Here is a 26,974-nt window from a genome sequence, read left to right on the forward strand (position 1 = left end):
ACGCAATTACGAACTCCAATTTTAATTCCTAATTCGTAATTATATTTAACATTTTTTCCGTGGCTTTAATGGCAGAAACCGTTTGGTCGGAATCCAATCCACGGGTTTTAAATTCCTTTTCAGGACTTTTCCAGGTAATGATTGTTTCACACAACGCATCCGAATGACTTCCAGGAGGGATTCTAACAGCATAATCTATCAAATCTGGTAACACCATTTTTTTATTGATATAAATGCTTCTCAACGCGTTCATAAACGCATCAAATTGTCCGTCTCCTTGCGCATTTTGCTCAAAAGTCTCTCCATTTATCGAAATAGAAACCGTGGTAGAAGGTTTTAATCCTTTAGCATGTGTAAGCACATACGAATTTACTTTTACCTTTTCTTCATACAAATAACTGTCTAAAACATCAGATATGATATAAGGTAAATCCTCTTTGGTAACCACTTCTTTTTTATCGCCTAACTCAATAATACGTTGGGTTACTTTTTTTAAATCTTCGTCGTTAAGCTGAAGTCCTAATTCTTGTAAATTTTTCTGAATATTTGCTTTTCCTGAAGATTTACCTAAGGCATATTTTCGGGTTCTTCCAAAGCGTTCTGGCATCAATTCACTAAAATACAAATTCTTTTTATTGTCGCCATCTGCATGTATTCCAGCAGTTTGCGTAAATACATTGGCGCCAATAATAGGTTTGTTGGCAGGAATCATAATGCCCGAAAAGTTTTCTACCAATTTACTAACGGTATATAAAACCTTTTCGTTTACGCCAATTTTTAATTCTGGCATAAAATCATTTATAACGGCCACAGTGCTTCCCATTGGGGCATTTCCGGCACGCTCACCCATTCCATTTATCGTTAAGTGTAAACCATCTGCACCACCTTTTAAACCAGCTACAGCATTGGCAACACCTAAATCGTAATCGTTGTGCGCATGAAAATCGAAATGTAAATGCGGATAAAGCTCTTTAATTTCTTTTACATACTCATAAGATTCCAAAGGTGTTAAAATCCCTAAGGTATCTGGAAGCATAATACGTTTAACAGGTTGCGTAGCTAAAAAGGCTAAAAACTGAAACACATAGTCTTTAGAATTTCGCATCCCGTTGCTCCAGTCTTCTAAATACACATTGGTTTCAATGCCATTAGATGCAGCCAGCATAATCGCTTCCGAAACTTCTTTAAAATGCTGATCTGGAGTCTTTTTAAGCTGGTAAGTTAAATGATTTAACGAACCTTTGGTTAGAAGATTTTGAACCTTTGCTCCTGCTTCCAGCATCCAATTTATAGAAACACCATTATCAACAAAAGTTAAGACTTCCACGGCATCTAAATAGCCGTTTTCTTTAGCCCATTTCGTGACATTTTTAACCGCCTGAAATTCACCTTCCGACACACGTGCCGAAGCAATTTCAATACGATTTACTTTAAGCTCTTCTAATAAAAGTTTTGCTATTGTTAACTTCTCTGAAGCAGAAAACGACACGCCCGAGGTTTGTTCACCATCACGCAATGTCGTGTCCATTATTTCTATGTTTTTCGGAGTCATTTAAAGTAATAATCCGTTTGCAAACGTCTCTATCTCTCCTTTTATGTTTTGTAAATAATCAATATCATCAAAACCATTCAACATATTCTCTTTTTTATAACTATTAATTTCAAAAGACTCTTGTGCGCCTGTTGCTTTAATAGTAATGGTTTGGTTTGGAAGATTTACTTCAATCTCTGTATTTGGATCGTTGTAAATAGCTTCAAAAATTTGCTCAGAAAACTCCGGACTTACCTGTACTGGTAAAACACCTACGTTTAAACAGTTATTTCTAAAGATATCTGCAAAGAAACTAGATACTACACAACGAAATCCGTAATCGTAAACTGCCCAAGCAGCATGCTCTCTTGAAGATCCTGAACCAAAATTCTTTCCGCCTACCAAGATTTTTCCTGAATAAATTAGATTATTTAATACGAAACTCTCTTTTGGAGTATTGTCGTTATTATATCTCCAATCACGGAATAAGTTATCGCCAAATCCTTCACGTTTTGTGGCTTTTAAGAAACGAGCAGGTATTATTTGATCGGTATCCACATTCTCTAATGGTAATGGAACCGCTGTACTTGTTAATATATTAAATTTATCGTATGCCATTTTTTTGAGTTAAAAGTTGAAAGTTAAAAGTTAAAAGTTTTTAAAATCTTTACTTTAAGTTTTAACTATTCATTATTAATTGTTAATTACAAAAGAGTTCTTGGGTCTGTAACTACGCCTGTTACCGCTGCTGCTGCTGCTACTAACGGACTCGCTAATAAGGTTCTAGATCCAGGACCTTGTCGACCTTCAAAATTTCTATTTGAAGTACTTACCGCATATTTTCCAGCAGGAACTTTATCGTCATTCATCGCTAAACACGCAGAACATCCTGGTTGTCTCAAAACAAAACCAGCTTCGGTTAATGTGTCTAAAATACCTTCTTCCTTAATTAAAGCTTCTACTTCATGAGAACCTGGTACTAACCAAGCTGTAACGTGATCTGCTTTTTTCTTTCCTTTTACAATCGATGCAAAAGCTCTAAAATCTTCAATTCTACCATTTGTACAACTTCCTAAGAATACATAATCGATTTTTTTACCAATCATCGCATCATTTTCGTTGTAACCCATGTATTCTAAAGACTTTTTGTAAGTAGCAACGCCACCTTCAACCGCTTCAGCATTTGGAATGTTCTTAGAAATACCCATACCCATACCCGGATTAGTTCCGTAGGTAATCATAGGTTCGATATCGCTCGCTAAAAAGGTTAATTCTTTATCAAATTTAGCATCAGCATCTGTTTTCAATGTTTTCCAATGCGCAACTGCTTTATCCCATTCTGCTCCTTTAAGCGATAATGGTTTGTCTTTTAAGTACGCAAAAGTAGTCTCATCTGGGGCAATCATACCGCCACGTGCACCCATCTCAATAGACAAGTTACAAACAGTCATACGGCCTTCCATGGTCATGTTTTCGAACACATCACCTGCATACTCCACAAAATAACCTGTAGCGCCTGAAGTTGATAATTGAGAAATGATATATAAAGCCACATCTTTAGGCGTCACCCCTTTACCTAATTGCCCATTAACGTTAATGCGCATTTTTTTAGGTTTTGGCTGCATAATACATTGCGTAGAAAGCACCATTTCAACCTCTGAAGTTCCAATACCAAACGCAATAGCGCCAAAAGCACCGTGCGTTGATGTATGCGAATCACCACAAACAATTGTTGCTCCCGGGAAGGTAATACCATTTTCTGGTCCTACTACGTGAACAATACCATTTTTTTGATGACCAAGTCCCCAGTGGCTAATGCCATACTCGTTCGAGTTATCTTCTAAAGCCTTAAGTTGTTTAGCCGATAACGGATCTTCAACCGGTAAATGCTGATTTATTGTTGGCGTATTGTGGTCCGCCGTTGCAAAAGTACGTTCTGGATATAAAACTTTTAAACCGCGACTTTTTAATCCAAGAAACGCTACAGGACTTGTAACTTCGTGAATAAAATGACGGTCTATAAAGAATACATCGGGTCCTCCTTCAATTTTCCTTACAACATGCGAATCCCATACTTTGTCAAACAATGTTTTGCTCATATTATATTAATTTAATTTTAATCTTTGTGAATGGTTTTATTACTAATATACCTGATTAGCCAAAAGGCTAGCAAAGTTAGGAAAAACTACCTTTTTTTTAAGTATATATGAAAATTTAAGACACGCAATTAATAATTTTTATAGGATTATTAATGTTATCATAAAAAATCGATGATATTTTAATAGAATAGGATTATTGATTATAAATTTCAAAGCATCTCTGCTTAAGAATTTACTTCAATCTATCTGCAACGTATTCTATTTGCGTTTTTCCGTGTGGTTTTGCTTTTCCGTCCGGACCAATATTAACCATCACAATATTTGAAATAGTGATAATGGTTTCATGCGTCATTTTATTTCTAACGGCACAACTTAAGGTTAAAGATGCGGTGCCAAATTTTACAACGTCAATACCAATTTCAATAATATCACCCTGTTTTGCAGACGATTTAAAATCAATTTCACTCATGTATTTGGTCACAACTTTTTGATTTTCGAGTTGTATAATGGTGTACAAAGCAGCTTCTTCGTCTATCCAATCTAATAATCGGCCGCCAAATAGGGTGCCATTGGCGTTTAAATCTTCGGGTTTAACCCATTTTCTTGTGTGAAATCTCATATTTTATAGCGTTTTTTTTTGAAGCTGTAAAGGTAAAAAATCTTATTTGTTAATAAACCCGTTAACAATTATAAGGCATATTTTTTTTTCAAGTTTTAATAATCAATAATTTTATTAAAACTCAAAAATCATGAACACGCGACAATTCAACCTAAAAAGTATTCGCCCAGACATTTTAAGCGCCACAATTAACGACAACATGAGTAATGACGAGCGTTTTCAAAACATTGTTTTGCGACCCATAATAAAGTTTCAAAATGATTTGTTTATTGAAGTATTTAAAAACTATATTGCTAAGCATAAAATGATGTTTTATAATTTTAGTTTAGAGAAGCGATTAGAGTTTATTGAAAGTGCTGTAAATAGAGATGTTAAATTCCGTAACTCACTAAAAGGCATGGTAATAGGTCTATTTACTGTTGAAGAATATATGATTTATATTCAAAACTCTTCGGCTCTAAATAAACGTATGATGCACATTGTAAAAGACCAATTAATTAGTAACGTGCAACTTTTTGAATTACCAGAAGTGCTTAAAGCAGTTTAAAAATTTAATGACAACAAAACAAAGACTATTGCAAATTTGTAATGAACGTGTAGACAAACGCATTAATGATTACAAAGAAGAAATTACCTTAATAAAAGAATCGATAGAAAGTAACGACAAAGGAAGCTCTGAAGATGATGATTCTGGAAGCGGAAAACTTTTAAACGATTTAGAAAAAAATATGGCGCATCTTAATGATGCAAAAAAAACAAAAGACTATTTAAGCAATATAAAAACGAATGTTGAAAGTACGGAAGCCATGCTTGGAAGTATCGTAAAAACAAACATTATGAACTTTTATATTTCTACCAGTATTGGTAAAATAGACTTGGAAGATGCGACGTATTACGCCATTTCGGTAAATTCTCCTATCGGGCAATTATTAATCAACAAACCCGTAAATACGAGTTTTGAATTTAATCAGAACAAATACCTAATTACAGAAATTATATAACAGACACACCATTTAAATCAGTAGTAAGAACTTCGCTCATATAATTAAAATATGGGCGAATTGCTTTAAAGGCTTCATCTACTTCGTTTAAAAAGTTAGCATCCAACACCTCTTGGTCGGTAAACTTTTTAACAAAAATATATTGCTTCTTTTTTATTAAATCGATGGCTTTGTGGTCTTTATCAAACCCTCTTGGAGCCGATTTTACTTCATCGCCCACAAAATTACCCCAAATATTGCTGAATTTTTTATCGCTTAAAATGTTTCTAATTTCGCGGTCGTCCATTTCAAATTCTTTACGAATGCGAAGTAAATCGGCAGGCGCTGGCTCCCAGAAACCTGTAGCAATAAAACTTTCGTTATTAGGTTGAATGTGCAAATAATAGCCACCTCTTAATTTAGGTTTGGTTCTATGGAAGGAGCCTCCAAAGTGGGTTTTGTAAGGTGATTTATCTTTCGAAAAACGCACGTCGCGGTAAATACGAAACATTTTAAGTTTATCGACGTCGTCATGAGATTTTAACTGATTAAAAACCGAATTGTAAACAGCTTTTACCTTTGTTTCTAAAGTTTTAAATTCCTTTTTATGTGCGTTAAACCAATCGCGGTCGTTGTTTTTTTCTAATTGCTTAAAAAATTCTAAAGCTTCATTCGGAACGGAAACACTCATAATCTATATTTTTTTAAATCTACAAAATTCACCTTACTAATCAAATTCAATACTGTTAAGAATTAATCCGGACGCCGGCGCAATATAATCTAGCTTTATAAAGCAGTCTTGTTCTAAACTTTTAGAAATGGTTTCTAAACTAAGATTTCCTTTTCCTAAATCTAACAAAGCACCCATCATTAAACGAATTTGATTCCGCATAAAACCTTTACCCTTCACTCTCAAAACATAAGACTTTTCAGGAAAATAATTAGCCGTATAAATAGTATTTTCTACTAATTCGCAGGTTATAATGTCTCGGTTATACTGCCCGTTATCTGTTGGTTTAAAACAATAGGATTTAAAATAATGTTCACCTTCAAAAAGTTTGGCGCCTTGCTTCATGAGATCTATATCCAAATCATCTAAAATGGTTGTCATGATTGGTGCGCAAAATGGATGTACTTTTTCACCATAAGTGAATAAATACAAGTATTCTTTAATTTTAGAATGATTAATGATGTTGAATTTTTCATCCACTTCACGAATTGTTAAAGCGCGAATATCTTGAGGTAAATTATGATTGAATAATTTTAAAAAAGCGACTTCATCTTCAATAGGTTCCTGTAAAAATAGTTCAATCGCCGCATTTTCGGCCGATACCATGGCATCGGTTCTACCTGAACTTAAACTTTTAAATTGTTTGCCTTCTAATATAAAATTCAGGGTTCTATCAACCATTAAATGCAAAGTTTTAACCGTTGGTTGTTTTTGCCACCCATGAAAGCGATAGCCTAAATACTGTAAAGTGATAACGTAAAAATATTTTTTCATGATATTTTTTAAAGCTCGGGGAAAGTAAGTTTTTTATTAGTTATGGCAAAAATTTTATAACTTGTATTGCTAAGTAACCAACTAAAATTAAATATTATGACAGTTTCTAAAGTAAAACCCCCATTTTGGTTTTGGGTTGTAACCGTATTCGCTGTATTATGGAATGCGATGGGTGTTAACCAATACCTACAACAAGCTTATAAAACAGAAAGTTGGCGTGGTAGCATCACCGATGAGCAATTTGAAATAATTTCGAATTTCCCAACATGGTTAACCGCCGCTTTTGCAATAGCCGTTTTTTCGGGGTTTTTAGGCTCCATTGGCTTATTTCTAAGAAAAAAATGGGCGCATTCCTTATTACTTTTATCTTTAATAGCGGTAATTGTTCAAATGGGATACATTCTAAGCGAAGGATATGCCGACAACATGGGAATGACCTTTAGTATTATTGCTTTTGCATTGATATTGGTGTGGTTTTCAAAAAAATCTATGTCCAAAGGCTGGATTTCTTAGTATCGCTAATCGATAAATATAAAAAGCTTAGAAAAATAATTATTTTTTACTTTATCCGATCGAGCGCAGTCGAGAACTTCGAATGATTAAGATTCAAAATAGGTCTCGACGCCGCTCGACCTGACAAATAGCTATTTTATTTATGCCTTCCTTTTAATTCTGCTTCAATATCCTTTAATGTGAAGCCTTTAGCTTGTAACAACATTAGATAATGAAACAATAAATCTGCCGATTCATAAAGAAATAATTCATCATTATTATCCATAGCTTCAATTACGGTTTCAACCGCTTCCTCCCCTACTTTTTGGGCTATTTTATTGATGCCTTTTGAAAACAAACTCGCTACATACGATTTGTTGGTATCTTTATTAGCGACTCGTTCTGCAATTACGTCCTCTAAAGTTGAGAAAAAGCCAAAATTCGAATTATTAGTTTCTGCCCAACAAGTATCAGTACCTTTATGGCAGGTTGGTCCAGCTGGATTTACTTGAATAAGCAAGCTATCGTTATCGCAATCATTTTTAATGGACACAACATTTAAAAAGTTACCGCTTTCTTCACCTTTGGTCCAAAGACGTTGTTTGCTGCGACTAAAAAATGTTACTTGATTTAATTCGATTGTTTTTTGATAAGCTTCTTCATTCATATAGCCCAACATCAACACATTTTTTGTTGTGGCATCCTGAATGATGGCTGGAACAAGTCCGTTTGCGTCGTATTTAATAATCATAATTTTTATCATTCCTGCGAAGGCAGGCATCTATTTTAAGTTTTGTCATTGCGAAGCAAATGCTAATTTGCTGTGGCAATCTTATTATTTTTAAGAGATTACTTCGTCACGCTTCCTCGTAGTGACGTTATAATCGCACTTCTACATTATGTTTTTTTAATTCTTTTTTCAAAAAAGGAATCGGGATTTCTCCATAATGAAATACGCTAGCAGCCAAGGCAGCATCGGCTTTTCCTTCTTTAAAAGTATCAACAAAATGTTGCACATTGCCAGCACCTCCCGAGGCTATAATGGGGATGTTTAACATATCTGATAATTTCGCTAAAGCTTCGTTTGCAAATCCATTTTTTGTTCCATCGTGATTCATTGAAGTAAACAAAATTTCACCAGCACCACGCTGTTCCACTTCTTTTGCCCATTCAAATAAATCAATCTCTGTTGGAATACTACCACCTGCTAAATGTACTTTCCACGCGCCGTCAATTTCTTTGGCATCAATGGCAACCACAACACATTGACTTCCAAATTTATCGGCTAATTCATTCACCAATTCGGGTCTTTTTACCGCAGAAGAATTAATAGAGACTTTATCGGCACCACATTTTAAAAGGGCATCGACATGCTCGACCGACGAGATTCCGCCGCCAACCGTAAAAGGGATATTGACTTGTTCTGCCACGTGTAACACCATATCTAAAGTTGTCGCACGGGCTTCTAACGTTGCAGAAATATCTAGAAATACTAATTCATCTGCTCCGTAATCGGCATATTGTTTTGCAAGTTCTACCGGATCGCCAGCATCGCGTAAATCGACAAAATTAACGCCTTTTACTGTACGTCCGTCTTTTATATCTAAGCAAGGAATAATTCGTTTTGTTAACATTTTTTAAAGTTAAAAGTTAGATGTTAAAAGTTAAAAGTTGACTTCATAACCGACTTTTTACTTCTAATATTTAATGTGGTACTTTTAATTCTACACATATTTTTCTAATTGCTTGAGTGTGATTCTATTTTCGTAGATAGCCTTACCTATAATAACACCTTCACAACCCAATTCTTTTAAAACTGGAATTTCTTCAATACAAGAAATACCTCCAGAAGCAATTAGTTTAATGGATTGCCCACCACTACTGTTACTGCATTCTGAAATGATTTGTCGGTATAAATCCACCGAAGGACCTTCAAGCATCCCATCTTTAGAAATATCGGTACAAATAACATATTGAATGCTCTTTTTTTGATAGGCTTTTATAAAAGGAATGACATCCTCTTTACTTTGTTCCATCCAACCACTAATAGCAATTTTCCCATGATCGCTGTCGGCTCCTAAGATAATTTTAGCACTGCCATATTTAGAAATCCACCCTTCGAACGTGTTGGGGTCTTTTACAGCGATACTTCCACCTGTAATTTGTTTTGCTCCAGAATTAAAGGCAATATGTAAATCTTCATTCGTTTTTAATCCGCCACCAAAATCAATCTTCAAATTTGTTTTGGACGAGATTTGCTCCAGTACTTTATAATTTACTATATGTTGCGCTTTGGCACCATCCAAATCCACTAAATGTAAATATTCGATTCCCGATGCTTCAAACATCTTTGCTACTTCTAAAGGGTTTTCGTTATAAACTTTTTTAGTTTCATAATCTCCCTTGGTTAAACGTACGCATTTACCGTCTATGATATCTATGGCTGGTATTATTCTCATAACATTTTCTGCGAAAGCAGAAATCTTTTAATTAAACATTTGTTTTTAGAGTAACCTCTCGACTGCGCTCGAGGCGACTAATATAATCAATCTACAATTCTAAAAAATTCTTCAAAATCTTCTCTCCTGCTAAACTACTCTTTTCTGGATGAAACTGAACCCCATAAAAATTATTATGTTGCAATGCTGAAGCGTAATTGATGCCATAATCGGTCGTGGCAATGGTTTCTGCGCAATGTTCGGCATAATAACTATGTACCAAATACATATACTCGTTTTCTTTAAGACCTTTAAATAAATCCGATTTCAATTCTTTTATAACATTCCATCCCATTTGCGGAACTTTAACTTCATTTGTAAAACGTTTTACATGGGTATTAAAAATTCCTAATCCTTTGGTATTGCCTTCTTCAGTATAATTACACAATAGTTGCATACCTAAACAAATTCCCAACACAGGTTGTTTTAACTGCGGTATCAGCACATCGAGTCCACTTTCTTTAAGCATTTGCATCGCGGAACTCGCTTCGCCTACCCCCGGAAAAATAATTTTATCGGCAGCAAGAATTTCTTCCGGATTATTCGATAAAACAGCATCGACTCCCAAACGTTTGAATGCGAATTGTATGCTTTTAATATTTCCTGCGCCGTAATTTATTATAACTAATTTCAATTCTTTAATATTAAAAGTTAGATATTAGAAGTTGAAAGTTGATTATCATTTCAAAACTTTAACTTCTAATATTTAATATTGTACTTTACAATACTCCTTTTGTGGATGGCAAAAACATGTTGTTTGCATCCCTTTTAACCGCCATCTTCATAGCTTTTGCAAAAGCTTTAAAAATACCTTCAATTTTATGGTGTTCGTTAATACCTTCGGCTTTGATGTTTAAATTACATTTTGCGCCATCGGTAAACGACTTAAATAAATGGAAAAACATTTCGGTAGGCATATCCCCTATTTTTTCGCGTTTAAATTCGGCGTCCCATTCTAACCAATTTCTGCCTCCAAAATCAACTGCGACTTGCGCTAAGCAATCGTCCATTGGCAAACAAAAGCCATAGCGTTCTATACCCAATTTGTTACCTAAGGCTTTATGGAATAGCTCACCCAAAGCGATCATGGTATCTTCAATAGTATGATGCTCATCAACTTCTAAATCGCCATCTACTTTTATGGTTAAATCCATGGCACCATGTCGACCAATTTGATCGAGCATATGATCGAAAAACGACAGGCCGGTATTGATATCATTTTTTCCAGAACCATCTAAATTTAACTTGATGTAAATTTGAGTTTCGTTGGTGTTACGTGTGATTTCCTGAACCCTATCTTCAAGCTTTAAAAAATTATAGATTGCTTCCCAATCGTTACTTTCAAGTGCGATATAAGAATCTAATTCTTCGCGCTTTACCGTGATTTCATTGGTGCCTAAATGGGTTTCATCATTAATAAAAATACCTTTTGCTCCTAGATTTTTGGCTAGCTCAACATCTGTAAGTCTGTCGCCAATTACAAACGAATTTTCTAAATCGTAATCGTTAGAGAAAAATTTAGTTAACAATCCAGTATTCGGTTTTCGTGTTGGTGCATTATCTTTTGCATAAGTTTCATCGATATAAACCTCTTTGAATTCAATACCTTCATTTTTAAACGTATTGAGGACAAAATTGTGAATTGGCCAAAATTTTTCGGCAGGATTATCGGGCGTTCCCAAACCGTCTTGGTTCGTTACCATCACGATTTCATAATCCAGCTCTTTACAAATTTTACCTAAAAACTGAAAAACCTTTGGGTAAAATATCAATTTTTCAAAAGAATCGACCTGCTCATCTGCAGGTTCTTTGATTAATGTACCGTCACGGTCTATGAATAATACTTTTTTCATGATTGTGTCATTCCTGCGAAAGCAGGAATCTATTTAATTTATACTATGCTTTTATTCTAACTTAAATCGTGTAAAACTCCAATTAAAATTCTATTTTCTTCGGAAGTCCCAACCGTTAAACGCAAGGTGTTTTCACACCCAGGTTGCGTGGTTCTATTTCTAATGACAATACCTTTTTCAATCAGTTGATTATAGCGTTTGTTAGCGTCATCCACTTTAACCAATACAAAATTTGCATCCGATGGGTATATTTTTGATATATAACTTACAGATTTCAATTCTGAAATTAATAGACTGCGTTCTTTTAATATCTCGGTGATTTGATTTGATGTTAAATCTTTAATGCTCAGCAACTCGACCGCTTTTTTCTGCGTTAGTTCATTAATATTATACGGTGGTTTGATGGTGTTTAGCACCTGAATAATCTCTGTCGACGCATAACAAATCCCTAAACGAATTCCCGCCATGGCGAATGCCTTTGAAAGGGTTTGCGTAACTATTAAATTTGGAAATTCTGGCAATCTATTAATCCAACTCGGTTCGTTCGAAAAATCGATATACGCTTCATCTATAACAACAATACCTTTGAAATTAGCAACCAGCCTTTCTATGGCGTCCTGACTAAAACTATTACCAGATGGATTATTTGGCGAGCAAATAAAAAGCAACTTGGTTTTACTATCTGCTTGTGCTAAAACAGCTTCTACCTTGGGTTGAAAATCTGCTGTTAAATTGATTTTCTTCAAGCTAATGGCGTTTAAATTCGCCAATACTTCATACATGCCGTAGGTTGGTGGTAAAATAATGACGTTGTCCTGATTGGGCTCGCAAAAAGCTCTGTAAATCAGGTCTAATACTTCATCGCTTCCATTGCCTAACAGGATGTTTTTGGTTGGAATGTCTTTAATTTCAGAAAGCAGTGCTTTTAATTTTCCTTGTTGCGGATCTGGATATCTGTTTACGCCATTATCAAACGGATTTTCATTGGCATCTAAAAACACCATATCGTCGGTAACCCCTTGAAATTCATCGCGTGCAGATGAGTAGGGTTTTAACGCTTTTATGGTTGGACGTATTAAATCTTGTATGTTCATTTGTGTTTGTCATGCTGAACTTGTTTCAGCATCTCATTATTTTTTATTCGTTTTTTGTGATACTGAAACAGATTCAGTATAACAACCAGCTATTTTAAATCCTTTAATCGAATTGAAACCGCATTTTTATGCGCCTGTAATCCTTCGGCTTCTGCCATTAATTCGATCGTTTCGCCAATATTTAAAAGTCCTTCTTTCGATATTTTCTGAAAGGTCATACTTTTTAAAAAGCTATCTAAATTAACGCCAGAATAGGCTTTACTAAAACCATTGGTTGGCAAGGTATGATTGGTTCCCGAGGCATAATCGCCTGCACTTTCCGGCGTATAATCGCCTATAAATACCGAACCAGCATTGGCAATACCATCAACATAGAAATCTTCATTTTTTGAACAGATTATAAAATGCTCCGGACCATATTGGTTTATTAACTGCAAAGCCAACGCTTCTGTTTCCACATAAATAAGCTTTGAATTTGCGATGGCTTTTTCAGCAATCGCTTTACGCGGAAGTACGTTCATTTGCTTTTCAATTTCTTCTGAAACTAATTGCGTTAACTCTTTGGAAGTTGACACCAAAATAACCTGACTATCGGTTCCGTGTTCTGCCTGACTTAACAAATCGGAAGCAATGTACGACGCGTTTGCCGTTTCATCGGCTACCACTAACAATTCACTCGGTCCTGCAGGCATATCTATAGCCACACCATGTTTGGTAGCTAATTGCTTTGCAACGGTTACAAACTGATTACCTGGTCCGAAAATTTTATAAACCTGTGGAATCGTTTTGGTGCCAAACGTTAAACCTGCCACCGCTTGAATACCACCAACTTTTATAATTTTAGTAACGCCACATAAATGCGCTGCGAACAAAATTTCTGGAGCTAAGGCACCTTCTTTATTGGGTGGAGAACATAATACAATTTCTTTACAACCCGCGATTTGCGCCGGTACTGCCAGCATTAATACCGTAGAAAATAACGGCGCTGTGCCTCCTGGTATATATAAACCCACTTTTTCGATTGGTCGCTTTTCTTGCCAACATTGTACGCCATTGCTGGTTTCTACCGCTATTTTAGCAGTTTTTTGTGCCGCGTGAAAGACTTCTATATTTTGTTTTGCTAAGCTTATAGCCTTCTGAAGTTTTTCTGGTACTTTTTTAACGGCTTCCTGAATTTCTTCGGTGGTTACAACGTTCGATTGAAGTGTAATGCCATCAAAATAAGAGGTGTATTTCGTAATTGCGGCATCGCCTTTTTGACGTACTTCATCAAAAATTTGATTCACGGTAGCCTCAATATCATCTACCGTTTGCGTTGGTCTTTTTAGTATTTGAGACCAGTCACTTTTATCCGGATTATTTATTATTTGCATAACTCGTTTTTAAATAACCATTTTCTCGATTGGACATACTAAAATACCTTGAGCACCTCGCGCTTTTAAGTCGTCTATCACATCCCAAAACTGGTTTTTACTAATTACGGAGTGAATAGAGCTCCAACCTTCTTCTGCTAATGGCAAAACGGTTGGACTTTTCATACCTGGCAACACGCTAATAATGTCTTGAACTTTATCATTTGGTGCGTTAAGCAAAACGTATTTAGAATTTCTTCCTTTTAAAACCGATTTAATTCTGAATTGAATTTTATCTAAAATAGCCTGTTTATCAGCATCTAAAATTGGAGACACTGCTAAGACTGCTTCCGATTTTAGAATCATTTCAACTTCCTTTAAATTATTTTTAAACAAGGTACTACCACTAGAAACAATATCCACAATCGCATCGGCTAACCCAATGTTTGGTGCTATTTCTACCGAACCATTAATAATATGAAGGTTGGCATTGATTCCATTTTTGTCTAAATAATTTTGAACAGTATTCGGGTATGAGGTTGCAATACGTTTCCCTTCTAAATCGGCAATACTATTGTAATTCATTGTTTTTGGAACTGCCACACATACGCGACATGACGAAAATCCTAATTTTTCAGCGATTTTGATGCCTATTCCTTTTTCAATCAATACGTTTTCACCAATGATGGCAGCATCTACTACCCCATCTTTTAAATATTGTGGAATATCGCCATTTCTTAGATAGAACACTTCAACAGGAAAATCTCGCGCTGATGCTTTTAATTGATCTATTCCGTTATCAATAGAAATTCCTATATCTTTTAGTAATTCCATGGATTCGTCGTGTAAACGACCCGATTTTTGCACTGCAATTCTTAATATACTCATTTTTAATTATTTAAATGTTATCCGTTTTCGGGATAAAAAGATTCCCGTTTTCACGGGAAAAATAAAACCCGCTTGATTGTCTCAAACGGGTTTAAAAAATATGTTGATTTTATTCAATACATCTTCACTTCGCTTGAGAGCAAATTTGAAAATGATGATGATGTGATTGAATAAAGTTCATTTTTTTGTTTTTACTTTCGCAAATATCATAAATAATAGTGGATTATTCCAAATAAAAATAACAATTCTTGTAAGTATTAGATATTATATATTTTTAGGTAAAAATAATTAACTAAAATTCAAAATATCTTTAAAATTTCTGAATTATTTAGTTCCTTTTCCTATTGATTTCCTAAAATTATAGGCAGCCCACTATCGCTAGATCCAATAACGATTACTTTGCTATTTGGCGATTCTGCTAATTTTATAGTAGCATCAATACCTTTATCCTGTAAAATTTTATCGGTTAAAGAAGCACTTAAAATTCTGTTAGATTCTGCTTTACCTTCAGCTTCTATAATTACTTTTTCAGCTTCTTTTGCAGCCGTTACCAATCTAAATTCGTACTCTAACGATTCTTGTTCCTGTTTCAGTTTACGCTCAATCGCATCTTTAATAGTTCCAGGCAAGGTAACATCGCGCACCAAAAATTCATTAAGTTGTATATACTGATTCGCTAGAATTTTTTTAGTTTCTAAAAATATTTCATCTTGAATCGCATCACGCTTACTAGAATATAATTGCTCTGGCGTATAACGTCCTACAACACTTCTTGCTGCACTGCGTATTGCTGGTTGAATAACACGTTGTAAATAGTTTTCGCCCAAAGTTTGATGTAACTTACCCAAATCGTTGTAAACTGGTTGGTACCATGCAGAACCATCGATTTGAATTTCTAATCCGTTTGAAGATAGCACTTTCATTTTTTCGAATAATTCTTGCTGACGCACTTCATACACAATCACCTTGTTCCATGGTGCCACAATATGAAATCCTTCCCCTAAAGGCGGTTCATTGGTTACTACACCGTTATCAAAAGTTTTGTACAACACTCCTGCTTCTCCAGATCCTATTGTGATAGCAGATTTTGCTAATATTACTATTAAAATTATAGCCCCAATAATGACTGGTAATGCTATTTTTGGTAATCTTTCCATTGTTTATTGTTTATTTAAATTAATCCGTTATATATTCTTAAAAACCACTCTACTGAGAATCGCTCAGCTATTAAAATTTATCTTTATACTTTTACATTTTTCCTTGGTTTACCAACTGCCCCGCATCAATAGTTAGTAGTTGTCCTGAGGTGGTTACTGCATCTACTGCTAAATAAATAATCCCTTTCGCAATATCTTCGGGCAATGAGGTTTTGTTTATAAGCGAAGCCTTTTCTACGTTTTGTTTTACAGACTCATATCTTTCGCCTAAAAAACCTTTAGTCCATCGCGTTTGAATAAATCCAGGGCAAACACCATTTACCCTAATCTCTGGTGCCAGTGCATGCGCAAGCGAGAGTGTCATGGTAGATAAAGCTCCCTTCGACGCAGCATAAGCAATAGAACTTCCAACGCCAGAAATAGCACTAATGGAGGAAATATTAACAATAGCGCCATTTACTTTTTTTAAATAAGGCGCTGCGTGCTTAACCATTTGATAGGCTCCAATAACATTCACTTCATAAAGGTCTTGAAAATCTTTTTTGTTAAGTCCGTTTAAATTATTGTAATCACAAAACCTGGTAGTTCCTGCGTTGTTAACTAATGCATCAATTCTTCCTAAAGTCTGAATCGCCATTTCTACCATTTTTTTACAATCTGCTTCATCGGCCACATTGGCTTGACAAACTAAGGCTTCTACCCCAAAACTTTTACATCTATCAGCAACCTCATAAGCTTGACTCTCGTTCTTAGAATAGTTTACAACCACATTCCAACCTCTTTTAGCAAATTCAATGCAGGAAGCAGCTCCCACGCCAGATGATGAACCTGTTACAATAGCTGTTTTTATTACATTTTTCATTTAAGACATTCTCAAATTAATCCGTTATATTTTCTTAAAAACCACTCTACTGATAAGCTTACAGCGATTATAATGAGTAGGTATTTCCAATCTATCAAAGGTAAACTATTTTTATGGCTTTTTTGTATGGTTGCAAACCTATCATCTTGCAATAAATCGTTTACCAATTTTTCTGTATGATCTACAAAATAAGTTTTTCCACTGGTATTCGCTGCTAACTGCTGCAGTTTTAACACATCGGCATTTAAAAATTGTTGTTCTACATTGTACTCCAATAATTTAAAATGACCTGAAGACGTGATTTTTTCATTGGTAGCACTTACAGTAAAATTGTACTCAGCAGGTGGCAAACTACTTAAATCTACCTGATAATTCGTTGTATTTAATATGAGAGGAAATGTTTTGGAGAAAGCTGTTTTAGTATCTTTAACAGTAATTTTGAGCGATTCACGTCCGTCGAATATATAATTTTTATCAAAAAACTCAGCGCTGATAATCACATTACTATTGCCATAATAAAACGATTGATACTCTACATTTAGCCTGCTTTTTAATTTGTTCGTTCCTAAATACTGTACAAGTTTTCCAATAAAATCATCAAAACCTTGAAACGATTTCGAATTTAAATAACTCTGTGAACGCCATTGCCAAATATTTTCTCCAAACAATACGGCTTCTCTTCTACTTCCCGTTTCAAAGGTTGCTAATAAGGGGCTATTCTTCGATATGCCATTTACAGTTTTTGTTAGCATAGTTTCAAATGGCACCGAAAAGTTAGCCATTCCATAATGTGTATTTAGAGGAGGAAACGATTCAAAATCAAGGTCGTCGATTAAAAACGGCGTGTAATTTCTATTGAAGGCAGCCTGATATGATTCCGTTTGATTGGTTATTTCATATGTATAACCTGGATTGATTTTATTGATAAAATTTAAATCGGTTTTTGTTCCAACAACTACAAATCTATTTTTGTTTTCAGCATTTAACGCTTCATACAGTTTATTAAACTTATAGTTCGGCTGATACAGTATAAACAATTGAAAATCATTAATTTGACTAATAGCATCATTTACAGTTAGTATGGAGACAAAGCGTTGTTCATTGCTTTCAATACTCTTTTTAAACGCACCTAAATCGGGGTGAATAACCTCTGATACAAGTGCTATTTTTGTCTTTTGATCAATTACTTCAACAGCAAAATTTTTAGAATTATTAATGGTGTTTATTTCACTTTTTAAGGGCTCTAATGTTGCCTTATACACATGGACACCCACACTGTTTGCAGGCAAGCTAAAGTGCAAAGTTTTAGAATTATTGGCTTTGCTAAAATTTACGGTTTCATTATAAACAACGGCACTGCCATTGGTAACAACAAATTTGGATGTTATACTGGCATCGCCATTGTAAATTAAAATAGCTTCAACTGGAAACTTATTTTTTAAATACGCGTACTTGTTAACATTTAGCTGCTCTATTTTTAAATCGACATAATTAATAGTATCGCCACAAATAACGGGATAAATGGGTTGCTTATAATGACTATGCGCATAATCGCTGCCATAGGTTTGATTACCATCGGTTATTACAATGGTTGGCGCTATGGTTTGCTTGTATACCTGTGATAATTGATTAAAAGAGGCATTTATATTCGTTTGATTTTCATCAAATGTTAGTTGATCTAAAGGCTTTAATTGAGCACCGAAGCTATAAAACTGAAGGTTGAATTTTTCTTTTAAATCTTGATTATTGTACAAATTTTCAACCAAATTGCTAACTTTTTTTGATTGACCAAGATGCTCCATCGAATTAGAGTTATCTACGGCAATTACCAAATTAGGTTTTTCAATAGAGAGTTTAACTTGCTGAAACTTAGGATTAATTAGTAATAATAAAATTGAAAACAGACTAATAAACCTTAAAAACAAAAAAAGCATGTTTAAAACAGACATGCTTTTTTCGTTTTTATAATATTGGAAAAGCGCTATTGCTAACGCTAATATTCCTGCTAAAATAATGTAAAGTAGAGTTATAGAACTCATTGAAAAATTTATGATTTTGATACTGATATTCCCTCCTGCGAAGGAATAACAATTAGGTTAGCATGCCGCCATCAACATTTAGTGTTTGTCCTGTAACATACGCACTCATGTCACTTGCTAAAAACACACATACATTGGCAACATCTTCTGGAGTTCCACCACGTTTTAAAGGAATGCCTGCACGCCAGCCTTTTACCACTTCTTCATCTAATTTAGCAGTCATTTCGGTTTCAATAAAACCTGGAGCAACTACGTTACTACGTATATTTCTTGACCCTAATTCTAATGCCACTGATTTTGAAAACCCAATAATACCTGCTTTTGAAGCGGCATAATTGGTTTGTCCTGCATTTCCTTTTACTCCAACAACAGAACTCATATTAATAATAGAGCCTTTACGTTGTTTTAGCATGGTTTTTTGAACCGCTTTGGTCATATTGAAAACAGATTTTAAATTAACCTCTATTACGGTATCAAAATCCTCTTCGGTAATACGCATGAGCAAGTTATCTTTGGTAATTCCGGCATTGTTAACCAATACATCAATACTTCCAAACTCCGCTACCACATCATCTGCCAATTTTTGAGCTTCATCAAAACTAGCGGCGTTACTTTTATAGCCTTTAGCCTTAATACCTTGTGCATTTAATTCTTTTTCAAGCTCGTTTGCGGCCTCTACAGAACTGCTGTATGTAAAGGCAATATTTGCACCTTGTGCTGCAAATACTTGTGCGATACCTCTGCCTATTCCGCGACTAGCTCCTGTAATAATAGCTGTTTTTCCTTCTATTAATTTCATGTGTATTTCTTTATTGTTATTAAATGGTCACCTGCAACATCCTCATAATCAATTTTTATTTGATTATAATTTTAGTAATGGATGTTTCATTTGTTTTTATATAAATTAGTTGATATTCAAATATAGTAATTACATGTTGTTTCAAATAAAAAAACCCCACAAATTCTTGCGAGGTCTGTTTAACTATAGTTAGTTTTTATTTTAAAACTTCTTTTACTTTTTTACCTATTTCAGCTGGAGAATCTACCACATGGATACCACAGGCTCTCATAATTTTCTTTTTAGCCTGCGCCGTATCATCACTACCACCTACAATAGCACCTGCATGGCCCATAGTACGTCCCGCTGGAGCAGTTTCTCCTGCGATAAAGCCCACAATTGGTTTTTTACTTCCACTCGCTTTGTACCAGTTTGCAGCATCTGCTTCTAGTTGCCCACCAATTTCGCCAATCATCACCACAACTTTGGTCTCCGGGTCATTAATTAGCAATTCTACAGCTTCTTTGGTAGTTGTCCCAATAATAGGGTCACCACCAATTCCTATGGCCGTTGTAATACCCAAACCTTGTTTTACAACTTGATCTGCCGCTTCATAAGTTAAAGTTCCTGATTTAGAAACAATCCCTACGTTTCCTTTTTTGAAAACAAAACCTGGCATAATACCAACTTTAGCTTCACCTGGCGTAATTACACCTGGGCAGTTAGGACCGACTAAACGGCAATTTTTAGATTTTATATAATTTGATGCCGTAATCATATCGGCAACAGGAATGCCTTCAGTAATGGTAATAATCACTTTAATACCAGCATCGGCAGCTTCCATAATAGCATCAGCAGCAAAGGCTGGTGGCACAAAAATAATACTGGTGTCTGCGCCTACTTTATCTACTGCATCTTTTACAGTATCGAATACAGGACGGTCTAAATGCATCTGACCACCTTTACCCGGTGTAACGCCACCAACTACATTCGTACCATATTCAATCATTTGACTCGCGTGAAAGGTTCCTTCACTACCTGTAAATCCTTGAACAATAATTTTTGAATTTTTGTTTACTAAAACACTCATGGTTATATTTTTTATTTAGATAAAGCTATGCAAAAGTACTTGTTTTAAAAATACTTTTATTTGCAATTTTACGATTATTTTTTCGATTTAATATACTCTAATATGTCAGGTATTTGCTTGATATTGGCCATTTCTTTCATAACCGACCTAGCTTCTTGTGCTGGAATGCCCCAATACGTTTTATGACCTTCGAGCGATTTACTAATGCCCGCTTGTGCATGTAATACTGCTTTCGTTCCAATAGTTACGCCACTGGTACAACCCACTTGACCCCAAAAGGTAACTTCGTCTTCTACCACCACACAGCCGGCTATACCGACTTGCGATGCGATTAAACATCTTTTCCCAATAACCGTATCATGACCAATTTGAATTAAATTATCCAATTTAGAGCCTTCTTTTATTAGCGTATCGCCTGTAACACCCCTATCTATAGTGCAATTAGCACCAATATCCACGTTATCTTCAATAACCACACGGCCGCAAGACTTTAAGCGGTCGAATCCTTCTGGTCGTTTTTTGTAATAAAATGCATTAGCTCCTAACACCGTTCCAGAGTGTATGGTCACATTGTTTCCAATTACGGCGTCATCATAAATACTTACGTTAGAATGAATAACACAATTTTCGCCAATTACAACATTGTGCCCAATAAAACTATTGGGTTGTACCACAGAATTTGCCCCAATAATGGCGGAATCAGAAATACTGCTGGTTGCTACTTTAAATGGTTTGAAATAATCGGTTAGTTTATTAAAATCTCTAAAAGGATCATCGCTAACAAGCAGTGCTTTTCCTTTAGGGCAATCGACTTCTTTATTGATTAAAATAACGGTTGCTGCCGAATTTAATGCTTTATCGTAATATTTAGGATGATCGACAAACACAATATCGCCAGGTTCTACAACATGAATCTCATTCATGCCCATGACAGGAAAATTAGCGTCGCCAACAAAATCGCATTCAACTAATGCCGCGATTTGCTTTAAGGTATGTGGGTTAGGAAACTTCATTTGTGATGTTTATTTGTTTATGAGTTTATGAGTTTATTGGAGCATCTGCTTAACCAAAAACCCCATAATCTATAAACTTATTTACTCTTTTACACGTTCTTTATAAGTTCCTTTATCCGTTTCCACCCTAATTTTATCACCTTCATTTATAAATAAAGGTACATTTACAATCGCACCTGTTTCAACAGTTGCTGGTTTGGTAGCATTAGTAGCTGTATTTCCTTTAACACCTGGCTCGGTTGCTGTTACCTCCAAAATAACACTCGCTGGCATTTCGACAGATAGTGGCATATTATCTTCGGCATTAATAATTACAGTAACTACCTCCCCTTCTTTCATTAAACCAGGATTATCTAAAGCCGTTTCTCTTAACTGAATCTGTGTGTAATCTTCGGTATTCATAAAATGATAATACTCGCCATCATTATATAAAAATTGAAATTTATGTGTTTCAACGCGCACATCTTCCAATTTATGTCCAGCAGAAAAGGTATTATCTAACACTTTTCCGTTGGTAACACTTTTCATTTTGGTTCTAACAAAGGCAGGTCCTTTACCAGGTTTTACATGTAAAAATTCTATAATTTTATATATATCGTTGTTATATCTAATACATAATCCGTTTCTAATATCGCTTGTAGTTGCCATTTTATAATTTATTTTTATTTTTTACTACTTATTTCTTTTCCTAATTTATAGGTAACCGTTTCGGTTAAAATCCCATTTTCATCGTAAAAATAGGTTTTTCCATCGTAAAGAGAATCTTTAAAGTCAAATTTAGTTTTTATTTTACCCGATTCGTAATATTCAAAACTAGTTCCTTGCAATAAATCATTTATATAATTATTAATCATTTTTAGCTTTCCAGAAGTATAATAATATTTAAAAGCACCTTCTTTAACCGATTTTTTATCCTTATAAACATAATATTCTTCGGTAGTTAAAAGACCATTGGTATCTGCGCTATAATATTTCCAATCCCCAATTTTAAAATCCTTTTTATTTTTTCCTTCCGCTTGAATATTTCCGTTTTCATAATAATATTTTACTACTCCGTCTAACATGCCATTTTCCCAATTTGCAACGGTACGTAGTTGTCCGTTTTCGTAAAATTCCGAACATTCCCCAAATTGAAGATTATTTTTTTGATAACATTTTGTTGTTGAAATAAATTTATTAGCAATTTTAGCATAATTTTCAAACAACTGTGGCTTCAATTTAATTTCGTGTAATTGCCCATCAGACGTAATATCTACAATCTTACTTTCCCTGTTTTTGGCATTGTAATTATAAAAATAGTTTTGATAAATTGGAGTTGAACCCATATAATAGCCATAACCATTGTAATAATTTGTTCGACCTGTTTCTACGGAATATGATGCTGTTCCTACAAAATCGATATCACATAGTATATAATATTTTCCCGGTTTTAGTTTAGTGAAGGTAAAGTTACCATAAGCATCTGTCAAAGTTTCTAAATGATACTTAAAAGATTCTTCAGTCATTACTACATTAACATTAGGAATGTCTCCTTTAGATTTGTATAGTTTTAACCATTCTTCCATGTAATCTGTCATGGGAAATAAAAAAACTAGCGTATTATTGGCTAAATGCTTTTGTGATTGTATAGAAGCTCTATCCTCTCTGGTAAATGCAACACCTTTAATTGTTGACTTGCCTATAGCTAATTTGTTTTCAGCATCTTTTTTATCAAAAAACACTTGAGGAAAATAAACAACATTTTGAGCTGAAACTTTAATACCGTAGCTTAGAAAAAATACTAAAACAAAAGATAGCCTCATTTTTTTTTTACAATAACAAATGAAACGTAATAATCTAGTTTGATTTGAAATAACCCTTCATAATACCGCGTTGGGAGTCTTTTATAAACTGAAGGATTTCATCACGCTCTGGAGTTGCTTCCATTTCTGCTTCAATAATTTCGGCTGCCTGCGTGTTGTTGTAGTTTTTTTGATAAAGGATTCTGTAGATATTCTGAATTTCTCTTATTTTCTCGGTAGAATAACCACGACGTCTTAATCCAACCGAATTAATCCCGACATACGATAATGGTTCTCTTGCTGCTTTTACAAATGGTGGTACATCTTTCCTCACTAGAGACCCTCCAGTAACAAACGCATGGTTACCAACAGAAACAAATTGATGCACCGCAGTCATACCCGCTAATACTACATAATCGCCAATAGTGATATGTCCGGCTAGCGTACTATTGTTAGAAAATATGCAATTATTCCCAACAATACAGTCGTGCGCCACATGGCAATACGCCATAATTAAACAATTATTACCAATAACGGTTTTCATTCTATCGGCCGTACCTCGGTTGATGGTAACGCACTCTCTAATGGTAACGTTGTCTCCAATTTCTACCGTCGTTTCTTCGTCGTTATATTTTAAATCTTGAGGCACTGCAGAAATTACAGAACCTGGAAATATATTACAATTTTTACCAATACGAGCACCTTCCATAATGGTAACATTACTTCCAATCCAAGTTCCTTCTCCAATGGTTACGTTATTATAAATAGTTGTAAACGGCTCTATTACAACATTTTTTGCAATTTTAGCACCAGGATGAACGTATGCAAGAGGTTGATTCATTTAGTTGTTTTTTTAAATTAAGCAGAAATGGATTATTCCTGTTTATAATTATTTTACTTTAGAAATTTGAGCCATAAGCTCTGCTTCTGCGCAAAGTTTTCCATTAGCGTAGGCATACCCCTGCATATGGCAAATACCGCGTCGAATAGGCGTAATTAACGAGCATTTAAAAATTAAGGTATCACCCGGAACCACCTTTTGCTTGAACTTTACATTATCCATTTTCATGAAAAAAGTAAGGTAATTTTCGGGATCTGGAACGGTATTTAATACTAAAATGCCACCCGTTTGTGCCATCGCTTCTACTATTAAAACACCAGGCATTACAGGTGCACCAGGGAAATGACCAGCAAAAAACGATTCATTCATAGTCACGTTTTTCATGGCTGTAACATAACTATCGGTGAGTTCAAATACCTTATCAATCATTAAAAATGGTTGTCTGTGAGGTAACATGGCCATAATTTGATTCACATCCATTAGTGGTGGCTGATTCAAATCGATATTAGGTACATTATTGCGACGTTCATTTTTTATAAGTTTCGATAATTTTTTAGCAAATTGCGTGTTTACAAAATGCCCTGGTTTATTAGCTATAATTTTACCTCGTATGCGGGTACCAACTAAAGCTAAATCGCCCAATACATCTAGCAACTTATGTCGTGCTGCCTCATTAGGATAATGCAGCGTTAAGTTGTCTAATATACCATTAGGTTTCACCGCGATAGAATCCTTTTTAAAAGCCACTTTAAGCTTTTCCATGGTTTCGGCCGATAAAGGCTTATCTACGTATACAATAGCGTTATTTAAGTCGCCTCCTTTAATTAAACCGTGCTGTAAAAGCATTTCTATTTCATGCAAAAAGCTAAAGGTTCGTGCATTGGAAATCTGATCTTTAAAATCGGATATCTGATTTAAAGTCGCATTCTGTGTTCCTAAAACTTTGGTACCAAAATCCACCATGGTGGTAATCTGGTATTCTTTAGATGGCATCACTAAAATTTCGCTACCTGATTCTTCATCGGTATAAGAAACAATATCGGTAACAACATACTCTTCTCTAAAAGCATCTAATTCTACAACACCAGCTTGTTCTATGGCTTCAACAAAAAATTTAGACGATCCATCCATGATTGGAGGTTCGGAAGCGTTTAACTCAATAATGGCATTGTCAACATCTAATCCTACTAATGCAGCAAGCACGTGCTCAGATGTTTGAATAGTTACACCGTTTTTTTCTAAACAAGTGCCGCGTTGCGTGTTTGTCACATACGTAGCATCGGCTTCAATAACTGGCATACCTTCTAAATCTTTACGCTTAAAAGCTAATCCGCTGTTAGCGGTTGCAGGTTTAAACGTTAAGGTTACATTCTTTCCTGTATGTAAACCAACACCCGTTAAAGAAATTTCTTTCCCTATGGTTTTTTGCTTTATTTCAGTGTTTACTATTCCCATTTATTTTTTTCTAAATCATTTATATTTCTAACAATCTTTGGTAAGTTCTTAAAATGAACGTAGGATTTATTATAATCGGTTAAAGCAATGGCGGGCGATCCTTGTAAAATTTCGTTATCTTTTACGTTTCTGGCAATACCAGATTGGGCCTGAATGCGCACATTATCACCAAGCGTAATATGACCTGCAATGCCTACCTGACCACCTATTTGACAATTTTTACCAATTTTAGAAGAGCCCGCAACACCTGTTTGCGCTGCGATTACAGTGTTTCTGCCTATTTCTACATTGTGCGCAATCTGTATATGATTATCTAATTTTACACCTTCTCTAATGATTGTAGAACCTAAAGTAGCCCGATCTATCGTGGTTGCCGCTCCGATATCTACATAATCTTCTATAATAACATTTCCTATTTGAGGAATTTTATGATAACTACCATTGTCGCTTGGTGCAAAACCAAACCCATCGGCACCTATTACCACGCCCGAATTTATTACGCAGTTACGACCAATTATGGTATCGGAATAAATTTTTGCTCCCGAAAAAACAATGGTATTATCGCCAATTATGGTATTATCTCCTAAATAGGTGTTTGGAAATATTTTAACATTGTTGCCTATAGAAACATTATCTCCTAAGTAGGAAAATGCACCTATATAAACATTATCACCGTATTGTGCAGATTCAGAAATAAACGAAGGTTGTTCTATGCCTTCTTTATTCAGTTTAATCGAGTTGTAATATTCTAATATTTTTGAAAACGCCAGATACGCATCGTCTACCTTAATAAGCGTCGTTTCAATTTTGTTCTCAGGGACAAAAGACTTGTTTACAATGGTAATAGATGCTTTTGTATTGTATATAAAATGCTTGTATTTCGGGTTTGCTAAAAATGTTAAGGAACCTTTAAACCCTTCTTCTATTTTGGAAAGTTTGGATACTTCAACATCCGGATTTCCAACCACATCTCCTTCTAATATTCCCGCTATTTGTTGTGCTGTAAATTTCACACTTTAATATTTGATGTTCGTTTAAGTTAGATTTG

28 protein-coding genes are annotated in these 26,974 nt (G+C 34.9%); 3 read left to right on the plus strand and 25 right to left on the minus strand.

Features of this window, described 5'->3' with window-relative positions:
• Nucleotides 1–28: 28 nt before the first annotated feature.
• The 4 genes from ACFQ0I_RS10710 to ACFQ0I_RS10725 all read right to left on the minus strand — a co-directional run bounded on the left by ACFQ0I_RS10710 (nt 29) and on the right by ACFQ0I_RS10725 (nt 4,249).
• On the minus strand, nt 29–1,552 hold the full coding sequence (locus ACFQ0I_RS10710; protein WP_379942131.1) for an alpha-isopropylmalate synthase regulatory domain-containing protein: 1,524 nt from the start codon (nt 1,550–1,552) through the stop codon (nt 29–31).
• Entirely contained in the window at nt 1,553–2,149 is a 597-nt protein-coding gene (leuD, locus tag ACFQ0I_RS10715; protein ID WP_379942132.1) for a 3-isopropylmalate dehydratase small subunit, read from the minus strand. It lies immediately after the preceding gene.
• An 86-nt stretch (nt 2,150–2,235) separates the two neighbouring features.
• The gene (leuC, locus tag ACFQ0I_RS10720; RefSeq protein WP_379942134.1) at nt 2,236–3,630 is read right to left on the minus strand and encodes a 3-isopropylmalate dehydratase large subunit; all 1,395 of its coding nucleotides are present in this window, start codon (nt 3,628–3,630) and stop codon (nt 2,236–2,238) included.
• 232 nt (nt 3,631–3,862) lie between these two features.
• Complete coding sequence (locus ACFQ0I_RS10725; protein ID WP_379942136.1) at nt 3,863–4,249, minus strand: acyl-CoA thioesterase; 387 nt, start codon at nt 4,247–4,249, stop codon at nt 3,863–3,865.
• A 130-nt stretch (nt 4,250–4,379) separates the two neighbouring features.
• On the opposite strand from ACFQ0I_RS10725, the gene ACFQ0I_RS10730 reads away from it, so the two are divergent.
• Nucleotides 4,380–4,796, plus strand: coding sequence for a glyoxalase (locus ACFQ0I_RS10730; protein ID WP_379942137.1), 417 nt, complete (start codon nt 4,380–4,382; stop codon nt 4,794–4,796).
• A gap of 7 nt (nt 4,797–4,803) precedes the next feature.
• Nucleotides 4,804–5,250 (plus strand): hypothetical protein, encoded by a 447-nt coding sequence (locus tag ACFQ0I_RS10735; RefSeq protein WP_379942138.1) that lies wholly within the window; start codon nt 4,804–4,806, stop codon nt 5,248–5,250.
• Here ACFQ0I_RS10735 and ACFQ0I_RS10740 read toward each other — a convergent pair.
• Both ACFQ0I_RS10740 and ACFQ0I_RS10745 read right to left on the minus strand, forming a co-directional pair.
• Nucleotides 5,243–5,920 carry a DUF2461 domain-containing protein gene (locus ACFQ0I_RS10740; RefSeq protein WP_379942139.1) on the minus strand — a complete coding sequence of 226 codons (678 nt, stop codon included), beginning with the start codon at nt 5,918–5,920 and terminating at the stop codon, nt 5,243–5,245. The genes ACFQ0I_RS10735 and ACFQ0I_RS10740 overlap by 8 nt on opposite strands.
• A 36-nt stretch (nt 5,921–5,956) precedes the next feature.
• Nucleotides 5,957–6,733 (minus strand): tRNA pseudouridine synthase A, encoded by a 777-nt coding sequence (locus ACFQ0I_RS10745; protein WP_379942140.1) that lies wholly within the window; start codon nt 6,731–6,733, stop codon nt 5,957–5,959.
• Between the two features lie 96 nt (nt 6,734–6,829).
• Between ACFQ0I_RS10745 and ACFQ0I_RS10750 the strand changes: the two genes are divergently transcribed.
• Complete coding sequence (locus tag ACFQ0I_RS10750) at nt 6,830–7,246, plus strand: hypothetical protein (RefSeq protein WP_379942142.1); 417 nt, start codon at nt 6,830–6,832, stop codon at nt 7,244–7,246.
• 136 nt (nt 7,247–7,382) lie between these two features.
• On the opposite strand, the gene hisIE is transcribed toward ACFQ0I_RS10750, so the two are convergent.
• From hisIE to lpxD, 19 genes are all read right to left on the minus strand, one after another.
• Nucleotides 7,383–7,976, minus strand: coding sequence for a bifunctional phosphoribosyl-AMP cyclohydrolase/phosphoribosyl-ATP diphosphatase HisIE (hisIE, locus tag ACFQ0I_RS10755; RefSeq protein WP_379943037.1), 594 nt, complete (start codon nt 7,974–7,976; stop codon nt 7,383–7,385).
• A 127-nt stretch (nt 7,977–8,103) separates the two neighbouring features.
• Nucleotides 8,104–8,859, minus strand: coding sequence for an imidazole glycerol phosphate synthase subunit HisF (gene hisF, locus ACFQ0I_RS10760; protein ID WP_379942144.1), 756 nt, complete (start codon nt 8,857–8,859; stop codon nt 8,104–8,106).
• Nucleotides 8,860–8,949: 90 nt separating this feature from the next.
• Nucleotides 8,950–9,684 carry a 1-(5-phosphoribosyl)-5-[(5-phosphoribosylamino)methylideneamino]imidazole-4-carboxamide isomerase gene (gene hisA / locus ACFQ0I_RS10765; protein WP_379942146.1) on the minus strand — a complete coding sequence of 245 codons (735 nt, stop codon included), beginning with the start codon at nt 9,682–9,684 and terminating at the stop codon, nt 8,950–8,952.
• Nucleotides 9,685–9,775: 91 nt separating this feature from the next.
• Nucleotides 9,776–10,357, minus strand: coding sequence for an imidazole glycerol phosphate synthase subunit HisH (gene hisH, locus ACFQ0I_RS10770; RefSeq protein ID WP_379942147.1), 582 nt, complete (start codon nt 10,355–10,357; stop codon nt 9,776–9,778).
• Between the two features lie 85 nt (nt 10,358–10,442).
• Nucleotides 10,443–11,576 (minus strand): bifunctional histidinol-phosphatase/imidazoleglycerol-phosphate dehydratase HisB, encoded by a 1,134-nt coding sequence (gene hisB, locus ACFQ0I_RS10775; RefSeq protein WP_379942148.1) that lies wholly within the window; start codon nt 11,574–11,576, stop codon nt 10,443–10,445.
• A 56-nt stretch (nt 11,577–11,632) separates the two neighbouring features.
• Nucleotides 11,633–12,670 (minus strand): histidinol-phosphate transaminase, encoded by a 1,038-nt coding sequence (gene hisC, locus ACFQ0I_RS10780; protein WP_379942150.1) that lies wholly within the window; start codon nt 12,668–12,670, stop codon nt 11,633–11,635.
• 89 nt (nt 12,671–12,759) lie between these two features.
• Complete coding sequence (gene hisD, locus ACFQ0I_RS10785) at nt 12,760–14,043, minus strand: histidinol dehydrogenase (protein ID WP_379942151.1); 1,284 nt, start codon at nt 14,041–14,043, stop codon at nt 12,760–12,762.
• Nucleotides 14,044–14,052: 9 nt separating this feature from the next.
• On the minus strand, nt 14,053–14,910 hold the full coding sequence (gene hisG / locus ACFQ0I_RS10790) for an ATP phosphoribosyltransferase (RefSeq protein WP_379942153.1): 858 nt from the start codon (nt 14,908–14,910) through the stop codon (nt 14,053–14,055).
• Between the two features lie 341 nt (nt 14,911–15,251).
• On the minus strand, nt 15,252–16,067 hold the full coding sequence (locus ACFQ0I_RS10795) for a prohibitin family protein (protein ID WP_379942154.1): 816 nt from the start codon (nt 16,065–16,067) through the stop codon (nt 15,252–15,254).
• A gap of 91 nt (nt 16,068–16,158) precedes the next feature.
• A complete protein-coding gene (locus tag ACFQ0I_RS10800) occupies nt 16,159–16,929 on the minus strand; it encodes an SDR family NAD(P)-dependent oxidoreductase (protein ID WP_379942155.1) in 771 nt (256 codons plus the stop codon).
• 11 nt (nt 16,930–16,940) lie between these two features.
• Nucleotides 16,941–18,968 (minus strand): VWA domain-containing protein, encoded by a 2,028-nt coding sequence (locus tag ACFQ0I_RS10805; RefSeq protein WP_379942157.1) that lies wholly within the window; start codon nt 18,966–18,968, stop codon nt 16,941–16,943.
• Between the two features lie 52 nt (nt 18,969–19,020).
• A complete protein-coding gene (gene fabG / locus ACFQ0I_RS10810) occupies nt 19,021–19,767 on the minus strand; it encodes a 3-oxoacyl-[acyl-carrier-protein] reductase (protein WP_379942159.1) in 747 nt (248 codons plus the stop codon).
• Nucleotides 19,768–19,963: 196 nt separating this feature from the next.
• Nucleotides 19,964–20,836, minus strand: a complete 873-nt coding sequence (gene sucD, locus ACFQ0I_RS10815) for a succinate--CoA ligase subunit alpha (protein ID WP_379942161.1) — start codon at nt 20,834–20,836, stop codon at nt 19,964–19,966.
• Between the two features lie 74 nt (nt 20,837–20,910).
• The gene (locus ACFQ0I_RS10820; protein WP_379942162.1) at nt 20,911–21,849 is read right to left on the minus strand and encodes a UDP-3-O-(3-hydroxymyristoyl)glucosamine N-acyltransferase; all 939 of its coding nucleotides are present in this window, start codon (nt 21,847–21,849) and stop codon (nt 20,911–20,913) included.
• An 81-nt stretch (nt 21,850–21,930) separates the two neighbouring features.
• Entirely contained in the window at nt 21,931–22,497 is a 567-nt protein-coding gene (gene efp, locus ACFQ0I_RS10825; protein WP_379942164.1) for an elongation factor P, read from the minus strand.
• 14 nt (nt 22,498–22,511) lie between these two features.
• On the minus strand, nt 22,512–23,651 hold the full coding sequence (locus ACFQ0I_RS10830; protein ID WP_379942166.1) for a hypothetical protein: 1,140 nt from the start codon (nt 23,649–23,651) through the stop codon (nt 22,512–22,514).
• Between the two features lie 34 nt (nt 23,652–23,685).
• Nucleotides 23,686–24,471: an acyl-ACP--UDP-N-acetylglucosamine O-acyltransferase gene (lpxA, locus tag ACFQ0I_RS10835; protein WP_379942167.1), complete on the minus strand. Its 786-nt coding sequence runs from the start codon at nt 24,469–24,471 to the stop codon at nt 23,686–23,688.
• A 48-nt stretch (nt 24,472–24,519) separates the two neighbouring features.
• Nucleotides 24,520–25,926: a bifunctional UDP-3-O-[3-hydroxymyristoyl] N-acetylglucosamine deacetylase/3-hydroxyacyl-ACP dehydratase gene (locus ACFQ0I_RS10840; protein ID WP_379942169.1), complete on the minus strand. Its 1,407-nt coding sequence runs from the start codon at nt 25,924–25,926 to the stop codon at nt 24,520–24,522.
• Nucleotides 25,917–26,939, minus strand: a complete 1,023-nt coding sequence (lpxD, locus tag ACFQ0I_RS10845) for a UDP-3-O-(3-hydroxymyristoyl)glucosamine N-acyltransferase (protein ID WP_379942171.1) — start codon at nt 26,937–26,939, stop codon at nt 25,917–25,919. Before lpxD ends, ACFQ0I_RS10840 begins: the two co-directional genes overlap by 10 nt.
• Nucleotides 26,940–26,974 lie beyond the last annotated feature (35 nt).

The organism is Mariniflexile aquimaris (genome assembly GCF_042676825.1).
Taxonomy (GTDB): Bacteria; Bacteroidota; Bacteroidia; order Flavobacteriales; family Flavobacteriaceae; genus Mariniflexile; species Mariniflexile aquimaris.

What these genes read in the sequence shown, in the direction of transcription:
- ACFQ0I_RS10710 (WP_379942131.1), bottom strand. Translation starts at nt 1,552, where the DNA reads ATGACTCCGAAAAACATAGAAATAATGGACACGACATTGCGTGATGGT.
- leuD (WP_379942132.1), bottom strand. Translation starts at nt 2,149, where the DNA reads ATGGCATACGATAAATTTAATATATTAACAAGTACAGCGGTTCCATTA.
- leuC (WP_379942134.1), bottom strand. Translation starts at nt 3,630, where the DNA reads ATGAGCAAAACATTGTTTGACAAAGTATGGGATTCGCATGTTGTAAGG.
- ACFQ0I_RS10725 (WP_379942136.1), bottom strand. Translation starts at nt 4,249, where the DNA reads ATGAGATTTCACACAAGAAAATGGGTTAAACCCGAAGATTTAAACGCC.
- ACFQ0I_RS10730 (WP_379942137.1), top strand. Translation starts at nt 4,380, where the DNA reads ATGAACACGCGACAATTCAACCTAAAAAGTATTCGCCCAGACATTTTA.
- ACFQ0I_RS10735 (WP_379942138.1), top strand. Translation starts at nt 4,804, where the DNA reads ATGACAACAAAACAAAGACTATTGCAAATTTGTAATGAACGTGTAGAC.
- ACFQ0I_RS10740 (WP_379942139.1), bottom strand. Translation starts at nt 5,920, where the DNA reads ATGAGTGTTTCCGTTCCGAATGAAGCTTTAGAATTTTTTAAGCAATTA.
- ACFQ0I_RS10745 (WP_379942140.1), bottom strand. Translation starts at nt 6,733, where the DNA reads ATGAAAAAATATTTTTACGTTATCACTTTACAGTATTTAGGCTATCGC.
- ACFQ0I_RS10750 (WP_379942142.1), top strand. Translation starts at nt 6,830, where the DNA reads ATGACAGTTTCTAAAGTAAAACCCCCATTTTGGTTTTGGGTTGTAACC.
- hisIE (WP_379943037.1), bottom strand. Translation starts at nt 7,976, where the DNA reads ATGATTATTAAATACGACGCAAACGGACTTGTTCCAGCCATCATTCAG.
- hisF (WP_379942144.1), bottom strand. Translation starts at nt 8,859, where the DNA reads ATGTTAACAAAACGAATTATTCCTTGCTTAGATATAAAAGACGGACGT.
- hisA (WP_379942146.1), bottom strand. Translation starts at nt 9,684, where the DNA reads ATGAGAATAATACCAGCCATAGATATCATAGACGGTAAATGCGTACGT.
- hisB (WP_379942148.1), bottom strand. Translation starts at nt 11,576, where the DNA reads ATGAAAAAAGTATTATTCATAGACCGTGACGGTACATTAATCAAAGAA.
- hisC (WP_379942150.1), bottom strand. Translation starts at nt 12,670, where the DNA reads ATGAACATACAAGATTTAATACGTCCAACCATAAAAGCGTTAAAACCC.
- hisD (WP_379942151.1), bottom strand. Translation starts at nt 14,043, where the DNA reads ATGCAAATAATAAATAATCCGGATAAAAGTGACTGGTCTCAAATACTA.
- hisG (WP_379942153.1), bottom strand. Translation starts at nt 14,910, where the DNA reads ATGAGTATATTAAGAATTGCAGTGCAAAAATCGGGTCGTTTACACGAC.
- ACFQ0I_RS10795 (WP_379942154.1), bottom strand. Translation starts at nt 16,067, where the DNA reads ATGGAAAGATTACCAAAAATAGCATTACCAGTCATTATTGGGGCTATA.
- ACFQ0I_RS10800 (WP_379942155.1), bottom strand. Translation starts at nt 16,929, where the DNA reads ATGAAAAATGTAATAAAAACAGCTATTGTAACAGGTTCATCATCTGGC.
- ACFQ0I_RS10805 (WP_379942157.1), bottom strand. Translation starts at nt 18,968, where the DNA reads ATGAGTTCTATAACTCTACTTTACATTATTTTAGCAGGAATATTAGCG.
- fabG (WP_379942159.1), bottom strand. Translation starts at nt 19,767, where the DNA reads ATGAAATTAATAGAAGGAAAAACAGCTATTATTACAGGAGCTAGTCGC.
- sucD (WP_379942161.1), bottom strand. Translation starts at nt 20,836, where the DNA reads ATGAGTGTTTTAGTAAACAAAAATTCAAAAATTATTGTTCAAGGATTT.
- ACFQ0I_RS10820 (WP_379942162.1), bottom strand. Translation starts at nt 21,849, where the DNA reads ATGAAGTTTCCTAACCCACATACCTTAAAGCAAATCGCGGCATTAGTT.
- efp (WP_379942164.1), bottom strand. Translation starts at nt 22,497, where the DNA reads ATGGCAACTACAAGCGATATTAGAAACGGATTATGTATTAGATATAAC.
- ACFQ0I_RS10830 (WP_379942166.1), bottom strand. Translation starts at nt 23,651, where the DNA reads ATGAGGCTATCTTTTGTTTTAGTATTTTTTCTAAGCTACGGTATTAAA.
- lpxA (WP_379942167.1), bottom strand. Translation starts at nt 24,471, where the DNA reads ATGAATCAACCTCTTGCATACGTTCATCCTGGTGCTAAAATTGCAAAA.
- ACFQ0I_RS10840 (WP_379942169.1), bottom strand. Translation starts at nt 25,926, where the DNA reads ATGGGAATAGTAAACACTGAAATAAAGCAAAAAACCATAGGGAAAGAA.